Consider the following 14,828-nt stretch of genomic DNA (forward strand, 5'->3'; position numbering starts at 1 on the left):
CGCGAGGATCTTCACAGCGGGGCGCCGCATGAAGGATGGTGATTCAAGTCACTAGCCGCCCGGGCGGATTGTGCCACCCCACAAGGAGGAAGCATGGGCAACACCCCACCATCGGACGTCGGTCCGATCGAGGACTTCACGGAGGTCCAGAACAGCGAAGAGTTCACCGAGCTCCGCCGCACGCACCGCAGTTTCGTATTTCCCATGGCCATCGTGTTCCTGGTCTGGTATTTCGTTTATGTCCTCATGGCCGCGTACCTGCCGGAGTTCATGTCCATCAAGGTCTTCGGCAACGTCAACATCGGCCTGTTGCTGGGCTTGCTGCAGTTCGTGTCCACGTTCGTGATCACGGGGCTGTACGTGTCCTTCGCGAACCGCAGGCTCGATCCCAAGGCCACCGCGATCCGCCACCGGCTGGAAGCGCAAATCGGCACCCCGGAGGCAAACCAGTGAACGTCACCCCAATCGCGGCGGCCGCCGAATCCACCAAGGTCGGCGACCCCCTAGTCAACATCCTGATCTTCGCGCTGTTCGTTGGCGTGACGCTCGTCGTCGTGCTGCGCGCCAGCAAGAACAACAAGACGGCGGCGGATTACTACGCCGGCGGACGCTCCTTCACCGGCGGCCAGAACGGCACCGCCATCGCGGGCGACTACCTCTCGGCGGCATCCTTCCTGGGCATCGTCGGCGCGATCGCCATCAACGGATACGACGGGTTCCTCTATTCCATCGGTTTCCTCGTGGCCTGGCTCGTGGCCCTGCTGCTCGTCGCCGAGCTCCTGCGCAACACGGGCAAGTTCACCATGGCCGACGTGCTCTCGTTCCGCCTCAAGCAGCGCCCCATCCGCATCGCCGCGGCGACCACCACACTCGCCGTCTGCCTGTTCTACCTTCTGGCGCAGATGGCCGGAGCCGGTGCGCTGGTCTCGCTGCTGCTCGGCATCGACGACCGACTCGGGCAGTCCCTGGTCATCACCGTCGTCGGCGGACTGATGATCCTCTACGTACTGGTCGGCGGGATGAAGGGCACCACCTGGGTCCAGATCATCAAGGCCTGCCTGCTGATCGCCGGCGCGTTCGTGATGACCGTGTGGGTCCTGGCCATCTACGGCTTCAACCTCTCCGCGCTGCTGGGCGACGCCGTCGCGTCGGCCGGCACCGAGGCCATCCTGAACCCGGGCCTGCAGTACGGGGCCAGCTCGATCACGAAGCTGGACTTCCTCTCGCTCGGCCTGGCGCTGGTTCTCGGCACCGCCGGACTTCCGCACGTCCTGATGCGCTTCTACACGGTTCCGACCGCCAAAGAGGCCCGCAGGTCAGTCGTGTGGGCCATCTGGCTCATCGGCGCGTTCTACCTGTTCACTCTGGTCCTCGGCTACGGCGCCGGAGCGCTGATCGGCGCGGATCGGATCAACGCGGCCCCGGGCGGCGTGAACTCCGCGGCTCCGTTGCTCGCGTTCGAACTCGGCGGATCGCTACTGCTCGGCGTGATTTCGGCGGTCGCCTTCGCCACCATCCTGGCGGTGGTCGCCGGCCTCACGATCACGGCGGCGGCGTCGTTCGCCCACGACATCTACGCGAACGTCATCGCCAAGGGCAAGACCACTCCGGAGAAGGAAGTGAAGGTCGCCCGCCGCACGGTCATCGTGATCGGCATCCTGGCGATCGCAGGCGGCATCGGCGCCCAGGGTCAGAACGTTGCCTTCCTGGTGGCGCTGGCCTTCGCGGTGGCGGCCTCCGCGAACCTGCCGACCATCCTGTACTCGCTGTTCTGGAAGAAGTTCAGCACCCAGGGCGCGGTCTGGTCCATGTACGGCGGGCTTGCCTCCGCCCTGCTCCTGATCGTCTTCTCGCCGGTCATGTCCGGCAATGAGACGGCCATGATCCCGGGGGCTGACTTCGCGATCTTCCCGCTGAAGAACCCGGGCCTGGTCTCGATCCCGCTCGCGTTCCTCCTGGGCTGGCTGGGCACGGTCCTGGACAAGCGCACGGAGGATCCGGTGAAGCAGGCCGAGATGGAGGTCCGTTCGCTCACCGGCGTCGGCGCCGAGAAGGCCGTCGACCACTAGGGCGGTACGGCGCCATCCGGCGCACCACCTTCGGAACCCCCGCGGCGCATACCTTGCGCCGCGGGGGTTCCGTCGTTGTGGACACGGGGGTTCCGGCCGGCCCCGGACCGGTCCTCAGGCGGAGCGGGGCGTCGCTTCGGTGGCCAGCAACGGCCGCATGCGGTGCGGAATCAGCTCCGCCATCGAGATGGACGTGTCCGCGCGGTCGACGCCGTCGATGTGCAGGATGGTGCCGTTGACACGGAACAGGTCCTCCGCATCGCGGGCGACCACGCGCGCGAGTATGTCGGCGCTGCCCGTGAGGCCGTGGGCCTCCACGACCTCGGGTATCTCGCTCAGCGACGAGACGATGTCGCCGAGGAGCCGCTGCTGGACATGGATGTGGACGAAGCTGGTGATCGGGTATCCGAGCGCGGTGGGATTGACCCTGCGCTCGAAGGGGAGGAACGCTCCGCGGTTCTCGAGGCGCAACGTGCGCGCTTGGACGGTGTTCCGCGAGATGCCCAGTTGCTGCGCCAGCGACAGGACGGTGGCCTTGGGGTCGAGGGCCAGGGCGTCAAGGAGTCGAAGGTCGGTGTCATCCAATGCGTGCATAGTGCGCAACTTTAGCACCGTCGGATACCCCGAAATAGTGCATAGTGATGAGTTTCGGTGCGCTAGGTTGTGCGTCGATCCTCCTGTGAGTAGGGTCACATCAAGCCGCGACGACGTATCGCGGTACCGTCCGGCGCTCGCGGCCACAAGCCGCGGGCGGTGAACAATCGAGAGACAAGGGCCCACCACATGTCCCTGCACGAGGCAGCTTCGACCGTTCGGGGCGGCGGTCCGGCGCAACTGATTTCCCCGTCCGGCGAGCGGACGTCCCACCCGGACCTCGACCCGTGGGTGGAGGACATCGACGCGCCCGCGCTGGCGGCCCTCTACACGGATATGGTCGCCGTCCGGCGGATCGACACGGAGGCGACGGCGCTGCAGCGCCAGGGCGAACTCGCGCTGTGGCCCCCGCTGCTCGGTCAGGAGGCCGCGCAGATCGGCTCCGGGCGCGCGTTGCGCGAGAGCGACTTCGTGTTTTCCTCCTACCGCGAGAACGGCGTCGCCTTCTGCCGGGGAGTGGACGCGGAGGACATCCTGCGTGTCTGGCGCGGGAACGCCGCCAGCGGCTGGGATCCGTTCGAGCTGAATATGGCCACGCCGCAGATCATCATCGGCGCGCAAACATTGCACGCCGCCGGCTACGCCATGGGCATCAAGTTCGACGGCGGCGAGGAGGCCGCGATCACCTACTTCGGGGACGGCGCGACCAGCCAGGGGGACGTGAACGAGGCACTGGTCTTCGCGGCCAGCTACCAGGCTCCGGTCGTGTTCTTCTGCCAGAACAACCACTGGGCCATCTCCGAGCCCGTGTCTTTGCAGACGCACACCCGGATCGTGGACCGCGCGGCCGGTTTCGGCATCCCGGGCATCCGCGTCGACGGGAACGATGTCCTGGCCTGCCTCGCGGCCACGCGCCAGGCGCTCGATAGGGCACGCTCCGGCAACGGCCCGACATTCATCGAGGCCGTCACATACCGCATGGGTCCGCACACGACCGCCGACGACCCGACGCGCTACCGCGACGCCAACGAACTCGAGGACTGGCGGGCCAAGGATCCCATCGACCGGCTCGAGGCGCACCTGACGGCGCTGGGCCTGGACCCGGAGGAGTTCAACGGTGCCGCGTCGCGCCGGGCGGACGAGGTTGCCGCGAAACTCCGCGCGGGCGTGATCGCCATGCTCGACCCCGAACCGATGGACGTCTTCGAACACGTGTACGCGACTCCCAACACGTGGCTGGAGCGGCAGAAACAGCACTATTCCCTGTACCTGGAGCAGTTTGCCGGCGCCCCCGCCGCGGAAGGAGACGCGCGATGAGCGCCATGGCGTTTGGGAAGGCCATCAACACCGGTCTGAGGCAGTCCATGGAGGGCGACCCCAAGGTGGTCCTGATGGGCGAGGACATCGGCAAGCTCGGGGGAGTCTTTCGCGTCACCGACGGACTGCAGAAGGACTTCGGCGAACACCGGGTGATCGACACGCCGTTGGCGGAATCGGGCATCGTCGGCACCGCGATCGGTATGGCCTACCGCGGCTTCCGCCCGGTCGTCGAGATCCAGTTCGACGGATTCGTCTACCCGGCGTTCGACCAGATCGTCAGCCAAATCGCGAAGCTCCATTACCGTACGCGCGGCCAGGTACACATGCCGCTGACCATCCGCATCCCCTTCGGGGGCGGCATCGGATCGCCCGAGCACCATTCGGAGTCGCCGGAGGCCTATTTCGCCCACACGGCCGGACTGCGTGTGGTCAGCCCGTCCAACCCCCAGGATGCGTTCACGCTGATCCAGCAGGCGATCTCCTGCGACGACCCGGTGGTCTACTTCGAGCCGAAGCGGCGCTACCACGAGAAGGGCGACGTCGATCTGGACTCCCTGGCGTCCGCGCTGCCGATGGGTTCCGCACGGGTCGCGGCCCCGGGGAACGACGTCACGCTCGTGGCATACGGGCCGCTGGTCAAAACGGCGCTCACCGCGGCGGTCGCCGCCGCCGACGAAGGCGTTTCCGTGGAGGTCATCGACCTCCGGTCGCTCTCCCCGGTGGACTTCGCGCCGCTGGAGGCGTCCCTGCGCAGAACGGGGCGGCTGGTGATCACGCACGAGGCCGGCCAGCATGGCGGACTCGGAGCCGAGCTGGCGGCAAGTCTCACCGAACGCTGCTTCGACTTCCTGGAACACGCGCCGGTGCGCGTCACCGGCTTCGACATCCCCTATCCAGCCTCGAAACTGGAGATGCACCACCTGCCCGACCTCGACCGCATCCTCGACGGCGTCGACCGCGCCCTTGGACGTCCGAACTCCCTTAGCTCACTGGAAGGCTAGCGCCGTGTTGAAGGTATTCAAGCTTCCCGACCTGGGCGAAGGCCTCACCGAGTCGGAAATCCTCGCGTGGCACGTGGCAGTTGGCGACGTCGTCACGCTCAATCAGGTGATCGCCGACGTGGAGACGGCCAAAGCCGTCGTCGAGCTTCCCTCGCCGTATGCCGGGACCATCGCCGAGCTCCACGAATTGCCCGGAACCGTCGTGGAGGTGGGCAACCCGATCGTTTCCTTCGAGGTTCCCGGTGGCGAGGCCCCGTCGGACGCCGACGCGGACGCGGAACCGGAACAGAAGCGGGAGCCGAACCTGGTGGGGTACGGCGCCGCCGTCGAGAAGTCCGGCAGGCCCGCCCGCAGGCAACGCGCGACGGCGGTGGCGTCGACGTCCACGCCGGAACCGGCGCCGGCGCCCGCGGCCGCGGCCGCGGCGGAGCCCGCATCGACCGCCGGGGGCACGACGGCGGATCGCCCCCGTTCCACGCCGCCGGTCCGCAAGCTGGCGCGGGACTTGGGCATCGAACTGGACCGGATCGAGGGCACGGGACCGCGCGGACTGATCACACGAGAGGACGTCCTGGCGTCCGGTAACGTCGCCGCCGCCGGCGGTGCGGTCGGCCCGGAGCGCGGGGGTGCGGCGGCACCCGGTCGCGTCGCGGGAACGCCTGGCCGCGCGACGCCGGAGGACGCTCCACACGTGCGGACGCTGGGCAACCAGCCGCGGGAGGTCCGGACGGCCATCCGTGGCGTCCGCAAGCACACGGCCGCCGCGATGGTCTCCAGCGCCTTCACGGCCCCGCACGCCACCGAGTTCCTGACGGTGGACGTGACGCCGACCATGGAGTTACTCGAACGGCTGAGGGCCAACCGGCTCTTCGCTGGCATCAAGCTCACCCCGTTGACGATCGTGTCCAAGGCCGTCTGCTTCGCGCTGGAGCGCACGCCGTCGCTGAACTCGCGGTGGGACGAGGCCGCTCAGGAAATCGTCCAGCTGAACTACGTCAACCTGGGCATCGCCGCCGCGACGCCCCGCGGGCTGACGGTTCCCAACATCAAGGACGCGCAGTCGCTGGATCTCGCGGGCATGGGACGGTCCCTGGCGACCCTGGCCGAAACCGCGAGGGCCGGCAAGACCTCGCCCGCGGACCTGTCGGGCGGCACCATCTCCATCACCAACGTGGGCGTCTTCGGCATCGATGCGGGAACGCCGATCCTCAACCCGGGAGAGGCGGCCATCCTGGCCATTGGCCAGGTCCGGCGCACGCCGTGGGAGCACTTGGACGGGATCGCGCTGCGCCAGGTGATGACGTTGAGCCTGTCCTTCGACCACCGGCTGGTTGACGGCGAGCAGGGCTCGCGGTTCCTGGCGGACGTCGGAACGATGCTGGCGGATCCGGGCATGCTGATCGCCATGATCTAGGGCGGATGGGGCTAGGAGAGCTCCATGATGAATTCCTTGACGACGGCCGCGCGGGCGTTGGCGAATCCCTGCACCTCGTCGATGACCGTGAAGCCGCGTCGCTCCAGTACCTTTTGGGAGCCGATGTTGTCGGTGACGACGCGGGCGCGGATCGGGCGCTGGGCGAATTCGCGCAGGAAGGCGTCGACGGCGCTGGTCGTGACGCCCTGGCCCCAATAGTCCTTGTCGGTCCAGAAACTGATTTCCGGGAAGCCCTCGTTCGGGTAGGCGAGGACGGATCCAACCACCTTGCCGTCGTGTTCGATGGTTCGCACGGAGATTTCCGGGTCGCTGAGGATCAAACCCCAGTGGTGGTCGAAGACCCCCCGGTCCGCCGGGTTTTTCGCCGTGAACGCGGCCATCTGGTTGGCCTCGGGATCCTGCTGGTGCGCGAAGAACCAGTCCAGGTCCTGGGGCTCAACGGGGCGTAGCTTCACGGCAAAAACCTCTCTCATAACAACACTGTTCCGCTTCCTACCCTACCGGGGCGCACGCGGCCGCGAACGCCATCGAGGTCAGGCGCGCCCTGAGTGGCGCGGGGGGTCCCTCGCCGCGGGCCGCCGAGTGCCGGGTGGAGTTCATCAGTCCGAACACGGCCTGCGCGCGGAAGCGGGCCGCGGCCAGGTCCTCGGCGGGATGCAACGCCAGAAACTGCTCGGCCCACACGTCGATGTACGCGCGTTGGAGACGGCGGACGGACGCCCCGTCGTCGTCCGCGAGGCTGGACAGCTCGCGGTCATGCACCCGAATGACGTCGGGGTTGCCCAGGGCGAAGTCCGCGTGGAACCCCACCAGGCGCCACAGCGTGTCGGAGGGGTTGCCGCCGTCGGACACCACGCGCCGGCCCCCCTCCAAAAGGTCCTCGCTGACGCCCACCAGCAGCGCTCCCAGCACGGCGGCCTTGCCCGGGAAATGCCGGTAGACCGCCGGGCCGCTGATGCCGGAGGCGGCGCCGAGGTCCTCGATCGAGACTCCGCGGTAGCCGTGGAGGGCGAACAGGCGCGCGGCCTCGGCAAGCAGCGTGGTGCGGCGGGTCGCCTTGGCCTGGCTTCGGCCGCTGGGGAAGGGCTGGCGGGCGGTCATGGCACCCCCGTCTCCCGCCGGGGCGGGTATCACATGATTCGCTGGACATTTCGGTTAACGAACACTAACGTCGATTTCGGTTAATGAACACTAACCGAGTCATTCGCGCCACCGGAGGAAACCCGCCATGCCAAATTTTGAGCTCGAGGACGAATACCAGGATCTGGTGGACACCGTCCGCGACTTTGCCGACCAGGTGGTTTCCCCGGTCTCCGCCAAACACGACGAGGAACACAGTTTCCCGTACGAGGTGGTCGCCCAAATGGGCGAGATGGGCCTGTTCGGCCTGCCGTTCTCGGAGGAATTCGGCGGAATGGGCGGGGACTACTTCGCGCTGGCGCTGGCCTTGGAGCAGTTGGGCCGGGTCGATCAGTCCGTGGCGATCACGCTCGAGGCCGGGGTCTCCCTGGGCGCCATGCCGGTCTACCGGTTCGGCACGCAGGCGCAGAAGGAGAAGTGGCTTCCGGAGCTCGCTTCCGGCAAGTCGCTGGCCGGCTTCGGGCTGACGGAGCCCGAGGCCGGGTCCGACGCCGGAGGCACCCGGACCACCGCGCGGCTGGAGAACGGGCAGTGGGTGGTCAACGGCAACAAGGAATTCATCACGAACTCCGGCACCGACATCACCCAGCACGTCACCGTCACCGCGGTCACGGGGACCTCCGAGCGCGCGGACGGGTCCGTGAAGAAGGAGATTTCCACGATTCTCGTTCCGGCCGGGACTCCCGGATTCCGCGCCGAGAAGGCCTACAACAAGGTCGGGTGGAACGCCTCGGACACCCATCCGTTGACGCTGAAGGACGTTCGGGTCCCGGAGGAGAACCTCCTGGGGGAGCGCGGGCGCGGCTACGCGAACTTCCTCTCCATCCTGGACGAGGGCCGCATCGCGATCGCGGCGTTGGCCACGGGAGCCGCGCAGGGATGTGTCGACGAGTCCGTCCGCTACGCGAAGGAGCGCACCGCCTTCGGCCGCAACATCGGCAGCTACCAGGCCATCCAGTTCAAGATCGCGAGGATGCAGGCCCGCGCCCACACCGCCCGCCTGGCCTACTACGGCGCGGCGTCGAAGATGCTGGCGGGCAAGCCGTTCAAGACCGAGGCCGCCATCGCGAAGATGGTTGCCGGCGAGGCCGCCATGGACAACGCCCGCGACGCCACGCAGGTCTTCGGCGGATACGGCTTCATGAACGAGTTCCTGGTGTCCCGCCACTACCGGGATTCCAAGATCCTCGAGGTGGGCGAGGGCACCACGGAGGTGCAGCTGATGCTGATCGCGCGCGAACTCGGCCTCTAGCCGATCCAGGCGTAGCGGTTCTCCGGCCGGCCGGCGGTCCCGTACCGCGGCGCGAGCCGCGCGTGCCCCGTCGCGACCAGGTGCTCCAGGTACCTGCGCGCACTCACCCGGGCCATGCCCAGCCGCGCGGCCAGCTCCGCGGCGGAGGTGTCGGCCCCCAGGTCGCGGAGATCCGCGACGACGGCGGCCAGCGTCGCCGCGGAGAGCCCCTTGGGCAGGGATGCCGCGGGAGCGGACGGCGCCGAACGCGCGGGTACGCTCCTGGCGCGGAGCCGGTCGATGGCGGCCTGGTCCAGGTCCCGTTCGGTCGCCAGATGCGCGGCGAGGTCGCTGCGGTGCGCCGCGTACTCGTCGAGCCGCCCGCGGAATTCGCGCGCCGTGAACGGCTTGACGAGGTACTGGACCACGCCGCCGGCGAGCGCCGCCCGCACGGTCTCGAGCTCCCGCGAGGCCGTGATCGCGAAGACGTCGACGGCGGGGGTGTCCGCGCCGCGTAGCCGGCGCAGCACCTCGATCCCGCTGATGCCGGGCAGGTGGATGTCCAGCAGGACCAGGTCCGGCCGGAGCTCGTGCAGCAGGGCGAGCCCGTCCTCGCCGGTGTGCGCCGTCCCGACCACCTCGAACCCGCCGTGGGCCATGAGGAAACCCTCGTGCAGTCCGGCCACCGCGGGGTCGTCGTCGATGATCAGTGCGCGAATCACGTCGGTGCTCCCGCCGTTGGAGGGGTTCTGCTGCGGGACGGCGTCGCCGCGGGCGCGCCGGATGGGAGCCGCAGGGCGAAGCAGGCACCGCCCATCTCGGAGGCCCCGGCGTCTGCGGTCCCGGCCCGCCGGTCCACCACGCGGCGCACCAGCGCCAGGCCGATGCCGCGTCCCCCGGCGGCTCCGGGACGCTCCGCCTTGCCGCTGACGCCGAGACCCCAGACCGGGCCGCCGAGCCCGGCGGCGATCCCGGGCCCGTCGTCGTGCACCTCGACGACCACGGCGCCGTCGTCGTCCGACGCGACCAGCACCTCGATGCGACCGTCGTGGCCCACCGCCTCCAGCGCGTTGTCCACGAGGTTGCCCAGAATCGTCACCAGGTCCGCCGTCATGCGGGCATCCCCCGGCGCGTAGGCGGACTCCGGGTCCACCGCCACCTCGATGTCCTTCTCGCGCCCGATCACCGTCTTCGCCAGGAGCAGCGCCGTGACCTCGGGATCGGTGATGCCGGCGAGGGCGCCGTTGCCCCACAACGCGCCGCCGGCGTCCATCCGTCCGATGAAGTCGACGGCCTGCTCCGTCTGTCCCAGCTCGAGCAGCCCGGAGATGACGTGCATGCGGTTCGAATGCTCGTGCGCCTGCGCGCGGAGCGCCTGCGTGGTGTCGCGCTCGCCGGTGAGCTCGCCGAGGGCCCGGTGCAGTTCGGTGTGGTCGCGCAGGATGAGCATGCCGCCGACGCTCCGGCCGCCCACGACGCCGGCCGTGGCCTTCGCGACGAGTACGCGCTCGCCGGCGAGGACCAGTTCCGCCGAGCCGTCGGCGTCGTCCAGGACGCGGGCCACGGACGCCTCGAGGATGTCGCGGGCGGGGCGTCCGGCGGCGTCACCGCCGAGCCCCAGCAGGCGCGTGGCTTCGTCGTTGACCAGGGTCACCCGTCCGGTCGAGTCCGTTGCCACCACGCCTTCGCCGATGCCGTGCAGCATGGCGTCGCGGGCGGTGAGGAGCTCGGCGATCTGCTCCGGTTCCTGTCGGTGGATCCGCAACCAGACGAGCCGCGACACGTAGAAGGCCCCGGCCCCGCCGACGACTGCGGCCACGGCCAGCCAGGCCGCGAGCACGGGCAGGGCCTCCATCAGGTCGTCGGTGATCTCGCTTTCCAGGATGCCGACGGACACGCTGCCGATGATCTCCTCCCGGTCGCCGCGGACCGGAACCTTCACGCGCCACGAGGAACCGAGTGTGCCGGTTTCCGTTCCGACGAAGGTTTCTCCGGACAACGGCACCGAGGGGTCGGTGGACACGCGTTCGCCGATGCGGCCGGGGACGGGGTGGGAGTAGCGGATCCCGTCGGCGTCGGTCACGACGACGTAGGTGACGTTGGTGGCCTGCCGGATCAGCTCGGCGATGGGTTGGATCGCCTGGGCCGGGTCGGCATCGTCGTACGCCTCCACGACCGAGGGAAGGCGCGCGACGGACCCGGCGACGCCGACCATGCGTTCCCGGTGGGCCTCGCGGATGCCTTCGGCCTGCAGCGTGGCGGCGACGACGCCTGCCACGCCGATCACCAGAAGCATGATGGCGACCTGGAGCAGCAGCAGCTGGCTGCGGAGGGTAACGGTTCGGAGCACCGAACGATTCTGTCACGTGACACAGCTCACGGCGCGTCTTCCCGGGCGTCCTCGGTGCGACCAATACGACCAATACCTCCAGTATCACCACATGCTTCCGCCCGGTCGGAGAGCTTCCTAGTGTGAATCGAAGTTCGGAGTGACGATCGTCACTCCGGCATGACGCACCCACAGATCGAGGAAGATCCATGAACAACGCCATCACCCCCGCCGCCCGCCGCACCGCCCTGGCCGTCACCGCGGCCGCCGTCGTTCTCGCGCTGTCCGCCTGCGGCGGCTCCGCCGACGAGGCGGCTTCGGCGGACGGCCAGGTCGACAAGCTGAACATCATCGTCCCGGCCAACCCGGGCGGCGGCTGGGACCAGACCGGACGCTCGATGCAGAAGGACCTGCAGGAAAACGACCTGGTCGGTTCGGCGCAGGTGCAGAACGTCGGTGGCGCCGGCGGCACCAACGGCCTGGCGAAGCTGGCCACGGAGAAGGACCCGAACACGCTGATGGTCATGGGCTACGTGCTGGTCGGCTCCGTGGAGACGAACAAGTCGGAGAGCCGCATCGAGGACACGACGCCGATCGCCCGCCTGACGGAGGAGCCGCTGGTTCTCGTCGTGCCCGCCGACAGCCCCTACCAGACCACGGCGGACCTGGTCGCGGACATCGAGGCCAAGGGCAAGGGCGTCGCCGTCACCGGCGGCTCCGCCGGCGGCGCGGACCACATCCTGATGGGACAGATCCTCCAGCAGCAGGGCATTTCGCCCGACCAGCTGAACTACATCGGATACTCGGGCGGCGGCGAGTCCCTGGCCGCGCTCCTGGGCAACAAGGTCCAGGCCGGCATCTCCGGCGTCGGGGAGTACGCCGAGCAGGTCAAGGCGGGCAAGGTCCGCGCCCTGGCGGTGTCCGGCGAGGCCGAGGCGCCGGCGCTCCCGGGTGTCGCGCCACTGACGGAACAGGGCATCGACGTTGTCCTCACCAACTGGCGCGGCGTCGTCGCCTCCGGAAACATCGACGAGGCGCAGGCGGACAAGCTTACCGAACTGGTGACCTCCATGCACGGCACCGAAGACTGGAAGAACACCTTGGAGACCAACAACTGGGACGACGCGTTCCTTGCCGGGGACGAGTTCGACGAGTTCCTCACGGAGGACATCGCCAAGGTCAAGACCACGCTGTCCGACATCGGTCTGGTCAAGTAGCCGTGGAGACCACGCAGAAGAATCTCGGTGAGGTGCTCTTCGCGCTGGTCTTCGTCGTCCTCGGCATCGCCGGGTTCATGCTCGCCGGGGCCATCGAGGTCCCCGAGCTGGAGACCGGAATGGGCCCGCGCGCGTTCCCGTACATCGTGAGCGGGGCGCTGGCGGCCGTGGGGGCGGGACTGGTCTTCCAGGCGCTCCGCGGCCGCCTCGGCGCCGCCGAGGAGGGCGAGGACGTCGACGCCGACGCGTCGATCGACTGGTTGACGATCGGCAAGCTCGTGGGCTTCGTCGTCGTGCACATCCTGCTGATCGGGCCGGCCGGATGGCCGGTCGCGGCGGCCGTGCTGTTCGCGGGGGGCGCGTGGACGCTGGGAGCCAAGCCCTTCTGGCGCTCGGTGTTGATCGCCGTCGTCCTCTCACTGCTCCTGCAGTACCTCTTCGGCGGCCTGCTGGGCGTCTCACTGCCCCCGGGCCCGCTGTTGGAAGGAATCGACATCCTCAATGGATAACCTGAACCTGCTCCTGGAGGGCTTCGCCACCGCAGCGCAGCCCATTTTCCTGCTGTACGCGCTGTTCGGCGTCTTCGTGGGCACCGCCGTCGGCGTCCTGCCCGGCATCGGCCCCGCCATGACCGTGGCGCTGCTGATGCCGATCACGTACTCGCTGGAACCCACCGCCGCCCTGATCGTCTTCGCGGGCATCTACTACGGCGGCATGTACGGAGGATCGACAACGTCCATCCTGCTCAACACACCCGGCGAATCCGCCTCGATCGTCACCGCGCTCGAGGGCAACAAGATGGCCAAGGCGGGACGCGGCGCCGCCGCGCTGGCGACGGCCGCCGTCGGATCCTTCGTCGCCGGAACCATCGCCACCGTGCTGCTGACGTTCCTGGCGCCGATCATCGTGGAATACGCCATCAACCTGGGGCCCGTGGACTTCGTGGCCCTGATGATCGTCGCGTTCCTAACCATCGGCGCGCTGCTCGGGGCGTCGGTCCTGCGCGGCATGGCCTCGCTGACGCTCGGCCTGTTCATCGGGCTCGTCGGCGTGGACGACACCACGGCCCAACAGCGCTACACGATGGGCATTCCGGGCCTCGCGGACGGAATCGACGTCGTCCTCGTCGCCGTCGGCCTGTTCGCGCTCGGCGAGGCGCTCTACGTGGCGGGGCGCCTGCGCCGCGGCCCCGTGGAGGTCATGTCCGTGGGCAAGGCCAAGGGAGCCGGCTGGATGACCCGCGACGACTGGGGCCGCTCCTGGAAGCCGTGGCTGCGCGGCACGTTCATCGGCTTCCCGATCGGCACCGTGCCGGCCGGCGGAGCGGACGTCTCCACCTTCCTGTCCTACGCGGCCGAGCGGAAACTGGCCAAGGGCAAGAACCGCAAGGAGTTCGGCCGTGGCGCCATCGAGGGCGTCGCCGGTCCCGAGGCGGCCAACAACGCGGCCGCCGCCGGCGTCCTGGTGCCGCTGCTGACGTTGGGCATCCCCACGACGGCGACCGCCGCCATGATGCTCACCGCCTTCCAGCGCTACCAGATCCAGCCAGGACCGCTCCTGATGGAGACGAACGCCGCCCTGGTGTGGGCGCTCATCGCCAGCCTGTACATAGGCAACGTGATGCTGCTGGTGCTCAACCTTCCGCTGGTGGGACTGTGGGTGAAGATCCTGCAGATCCCGCGGCCGTACCTCTACTCGGGGATCCTCGTGTTCGCGGGACTCGGCGCGTACTCGGTGAACTTCGCGACCATGGACCTCGTGATCCTGCTGGCGGTGGGCATCCTCGGGTTCTTCATGAGGCGCTACGGCTACCCGGTGGCGCCCATGGTGGTGGCGATGATCCTCGGCCCGATGTTCGAGGTCCAGCTGCGCCGGTCGCTGCAGATCTCGCAGAACGACCTCACCGCGCTAGTCTCCACACCGTTCACGTGGTTCGTCTACACGGCGCTTGCTCTGCTGTTCGCGGCGTCGTACTGGATCAAAAGGAAGCAGAAGGCCATGGAATCCGAAACCCTCGAGATGGCGGCATGAGCGCGGCGCGGCGGACGCCGACCGGCAGGACGGTGGTGCTCGGGTACGTGCCCAGCAAGATCGGCCTCGCGGCCCTGGCGGCCGCCATCGGGGAGTGCCGGCGCCGTGGCGCGCGCCTGCTGGTGCTCAACACCACGCGGGCGGACCGGCACGTGGACCCGAACTACGCCCACGCGACGGCGATGGAGGAGCTCGACGCCGCGCTGCGGGCCGGCGGCGTGGACTTCGAGGTCCGGCACTTCACCTCGTCGCAACTGGCCTCCGAGGACGTGCTGGACGCCGCGGAGGAAACGGGGGCCGAGCTGGTCGTCGTCGGCATCCGGCGGCGGACGCCCGTGGGGAAGCTCATCCTGGGTTCGGACGCGCAGCGGATCATCCTCGACGCCGACTGCCCCGTGCTGGCGGTCAAGGCGTAGGAGCGCTCCCCTCCGCGGGCGGCGGGTGGGTCTGCGAGACTTGCC

Annotated in this window: 15 protein-coding genes; 10 read left to right on the forward strand and 5 right to left on the reverse strand. The window is 68.9% G+C overall.

The genetic code is table 11. The features are described from left to right. Positions 1 to 93 precede the first annotated feature (93 nt). A complete protein-coding gene (locus ACHAAJ_RS00465; RefSeq protein ID WP_435725849.1) occupies positions 94 to 453 on the forward strand; it encodes a DUF485 domain-containing protein in 360 nt (119 codons plus the stop codon). Beyond that, positions 450 to 2,069, forward strand: a complete 1,620-nt coding sequence (locus ACHAAJ_RS00470; protein WP_435725851.1) for a monocarboxylic acid transporter — start codon at positions 450 to 452, stop codon at positions 2,067 to 2,069. The genes ACHAAJ_RS00465 and ACHAAJ_RS00470 overlap by 4 nt, the downstream gene beginning before the upstream one ends. A 114-nt stretch (positions 2,070 to 2,183) precedes the next feature. Here ACHAAJ_RS00470 and ACHAAJ_RS00475 read toward each other — a convergent pair whose 3' ends face one another. After that, positions 2,184 to 2,663, reverse strand: coding sequence for an Lrp/AsnC family transcriptional regulator (locus ACHAAJ_RS00475; protein ID WP_435725853.1), 480 nt, complete (start codon positions 2,661 to 2,663; stop codon positions 2,184 to 2,186). Positions 2,664 to 2,852: 189 nt separating this feature from the next. Here ACHAAJ_RS00475 and pdhA point away from each other — a divergent pair, with 189 nt between their 5' ends. From pdhA to ACHAAJ_RS00490, 3 genes are read left to right on the forward strand one after another with little or no spacing between them, the layout of a single operon-like run. Continuing rightward, positions 2,853 to 3,980 carry a pyruvate dehydrogenase (acetyl-transferring) E1 component subunit alpha gene (gene pdhA / locus ACHAAJ_RS00480; RefSeq protein WP_435725854.1) on the forward strand — a complete coding sequence of 376 codons (1,128 nt, stop codon included), beginning with the start codon at positions 2,853 to 2,855 and terminating at the stop codon, positions 3,978 to 3,980. Beyond that, positions 3,977 to 4,984 (forward strand): alpha-ketoacid dehydrogenase subunit beta, encoded by a 1,008-nt coding sequence (locus ACHAAJ_RS00485; protein ID WP_435725856.1) that lies wholly within the window; start codon positions 3,977 to 3,979, stop codon positions 4,982 to 4,984. Before pdhA ends, ACHAAJ_RS00485 begins: the two co-directional genes overlap by 4 nt. A gap of 4 nt (positions 4,985 to 4,988) precedes the next feature. Further along, a complete protein-coding gene (locus ACHAAJ_RS00490; protein ID WP_435725858.1) occupies positions 4,989 to 6,398 on the forward strand; it encodes a dihydrolipoamide acetyltransferase family protein in 1,410 nt (469 codons plus the stop codon). A gap of 11 nt (positions 6,399 to 6,409) precedes the next feature. Here ACHAAJ_RS00490 and ACHAAJ_RS00495 read toward each other — a convergent pair whose 3' ends face one another. Together ACHAAJ_RS00495 and ACHAAJ_RS00500 are read right to left on the reverse strand one after the other, a co-directional pair. Continuing rightward, positions 6,410 to 6,892, reverse strand: a complete 483-nt coding sequence (locus ACHAAJ_RS00495; RefSeq protein WP_435725860.1) for a GNAT family N-acetyltransferase — start codon at positions 6,890 to 6,892, stop codon at positions 6,410 to 6,412. 19 nt (positions 6,893 to 6,911) lie between these two features. After that, positions 6,912 to 7,520, reverse strand: coding sequence for a TetR/AcrR family transcriptional regulator (locus ACHAAJ_RS00500; RefSeq protein WP_435725861.1), 609 nt, complete (start codon positions 7,518 to 7,520; stop codon positions 6,912 to 6,914). A 127-nt stretch (positions 7,521 to 7,647) separates the two neighbouring features. On the opposite strand from ACHAAJ_RS00500, the gene ACHAAJ_RS00505 reads away from it, so the two are divergent. Then, on the forward strand, positions 7,648 to 8,811 hold the full coding sequence (locus ACHAAJ_RS00505) for an acyl-CoA dehydrogenase family protein (protein WP_435725863.1): 1,164 nt from the start codon (positions 7,648 to 7,650) through the stop codon (positions 8,809 to 8,811). On the opposite strand, the gene ACHAAJ_RS00510 is transcribed toward ACHAAJ_RS00505, so the two are convergent. Together ACHAAJ_RS00510 and ACHAAJ_RS00515 are read right to left on the reverse strand one after the other, a co-directional pair. After that, positions 8,808 to 9,512: a response regulator gene (locus ACHAAJ_RS00510; protein WP_435725865.1), complete on the reverse strand. Its 705-nt coding sequence runs from the start codon at positions 9,510 to 9,512 to the stop codon at positions 8,808 to 8,810. The two genes, ACHAAJ_RS00505 and ACHAAJ_RS00510, sit on opposite strands and share 4 nt — an antisense overlap. Further along, a complete protein-coding gene (locus ACHAAJ_RS00515) occupies positions 9,509 to 11,140 on the reverse strand; it encodes a sensor histidine kinase (protein ID WP_435725867.1) in 1,632 nt (543 codons plus the stop codon). Before ACHAAJ_RS00515 ends, ACHAAJ_RS00510 begins: the two co-directional genes overlap by 4 nt. A gap of 188 nt (positions 11,141 to 11,328) precedes the next feature. Between ACHAAJ_RS00515 and ACHAAJ_RS00520 the strand changes: the two genes are divergently transcribed. The 4 genes from ACHAAJ_RS00520 to ACHAAJ_RS00535 are packed head-to-tail and all read left to right on the forward strand — an operon-like array spanning position 11,329 to position 14,783. Further along, positions 11,329 to 12,336 carry a Bug family tripartite tricarboxylate transporter substrate binding protein gene (locus tag ACHAAJ_RS00520; protein ID WP_435725869.1) on the forward strand — a complete coding sequence of 336 codons (1,008 nt, stop codon included), beginning with the start codon at positions 11,329 to 11,331 and terminating at the stop codon, positions 12,334 to 12,336. Positions 12,337 to 12,338: 2 nt separating this feature from the next. Then, positions 12,339 to 12,845, forward strand: a complete 507-nt coding sequence (locus ACHAAJ_RS00525; RefSeq protein ID WP_435725870.1) for a tripartite tricarboxylate transporter TctB family protein — start codon at positions 12,339 to 12,341, stop codon at positions 12,843 to 12,845. Next, on the forward strand, positions 12,838 to 14,367 hold the full coding sequence (locus tag ACHAAJ_RS00530; RefSeq protein WP_435725872.1) for a tripartite tricarboxylate transporter permease: 1,530 nt from the start codon (positions 12,838 to 12,840) through the stop codon (positions 14,365 to 14,367). The genes ACHAAJ_RS00525 and ACHAAJ_RS00530 overlap by 8 nt, the downstream gene beginning before the upstream one ends. After that, the gene (locus ACHAAJ_RS00535; RefSeq protein WP_435725874.1) at positions 14,364 to 14,783 is read left to right on the forward strand and encodes a universal stress protein; all 420 of its coding nucleotides are present in this window, start codon (positions 14,364 to 14,366) and stop codon (positions 14,781 to 14,783) included. Before ACHAAJ_RS00530 ends, ACHAAJ_RS00535 begins: the two co-directional genes overlap by 4 nt. The last annotated feature ends 45 nt before the right edge of the window (positions 14,784 to 14,828 follow it).

The sequence above is a fragment of the Arthrobacter arnarulunnguaqae genome (assembly GCF_051262515.1).
GTDB lineage: Bacteria > Actinomycetota > Actinomycetes > Actinomycetales > Micrococcaceae > Arthrobacter_N.

Coding starts and splice junctions, on each gene's coding strand:
- ACHAAJ_RS00485 (WP_435725856.1), top strand. CDS start 3,977: ATGAGCGCCATGGCGTTTGGGAAGGCCATCAACACCGGTCTGAGGCAG.
- ACHAAJ_RS00520 (WP_435725869.1), top strand. CDS start 11,329: ATGAACAACGCCATCACCCCCGCCGCCCGCCGCACCGCCCTGGCCGTC.
- ACHAAJ_RS00505 (WP_435725863.1), top strand. CDS start 7,648: ATGCCAAATTTTGAGCTCGAGGACGAATACCAGGATCTGGTGGACACC.
- ACHAAJ_RS00535 (WP_435725874.1), top strand. CDS start 14,364: ATGAGCGCGGCGCGGCGGACGCCGACCGGCAGGACGGTGGTGCTCGGG.
- ACHAAJ_RS00495 (WP_435725860.1), bottom strand. CDS start 6,892: ATGAGAGAGGTTTTTGCCGTGAAGCTACGCCCCGTTGAGCCCCAGGAC.
- ACHAAJ_RS00475 (WP_435725853.1), bottom strand. CDS start 2,663: ATGCACGCATTGGATGACACCGACCTTCGACTCCTTGACGCCCTGGCC.
- ACHAAJ_RS00465 (WP_435725849.1), top strand. CDS start 94: ATGGGCAACACCCCACCATCGGACGTCGGTCCGATCGAGGACTTCACG.
- ACHAAJ_RS00500 (WP_435725861.1), bottom strand. CDS start 7,520: ATGACCGCCCGCCAGCCCTTCCCCAGCGGCCGAAGCCAGGCCAAGGCG.
- pdhA (WP_435725854.1), top strand. CDS start 2,853: ATGTCCCTGCACGAGGCAGCTTCGACCGTTCGGGGCGGCGGTCCGGCG.
- ACHAAJ_RS00530 (WP_435725872.1), top strand. CDS start 12,838: ATGGATAACCTGAACCTGCTCCTGGAGGGCTTCGCCACCGCAGCGCAG.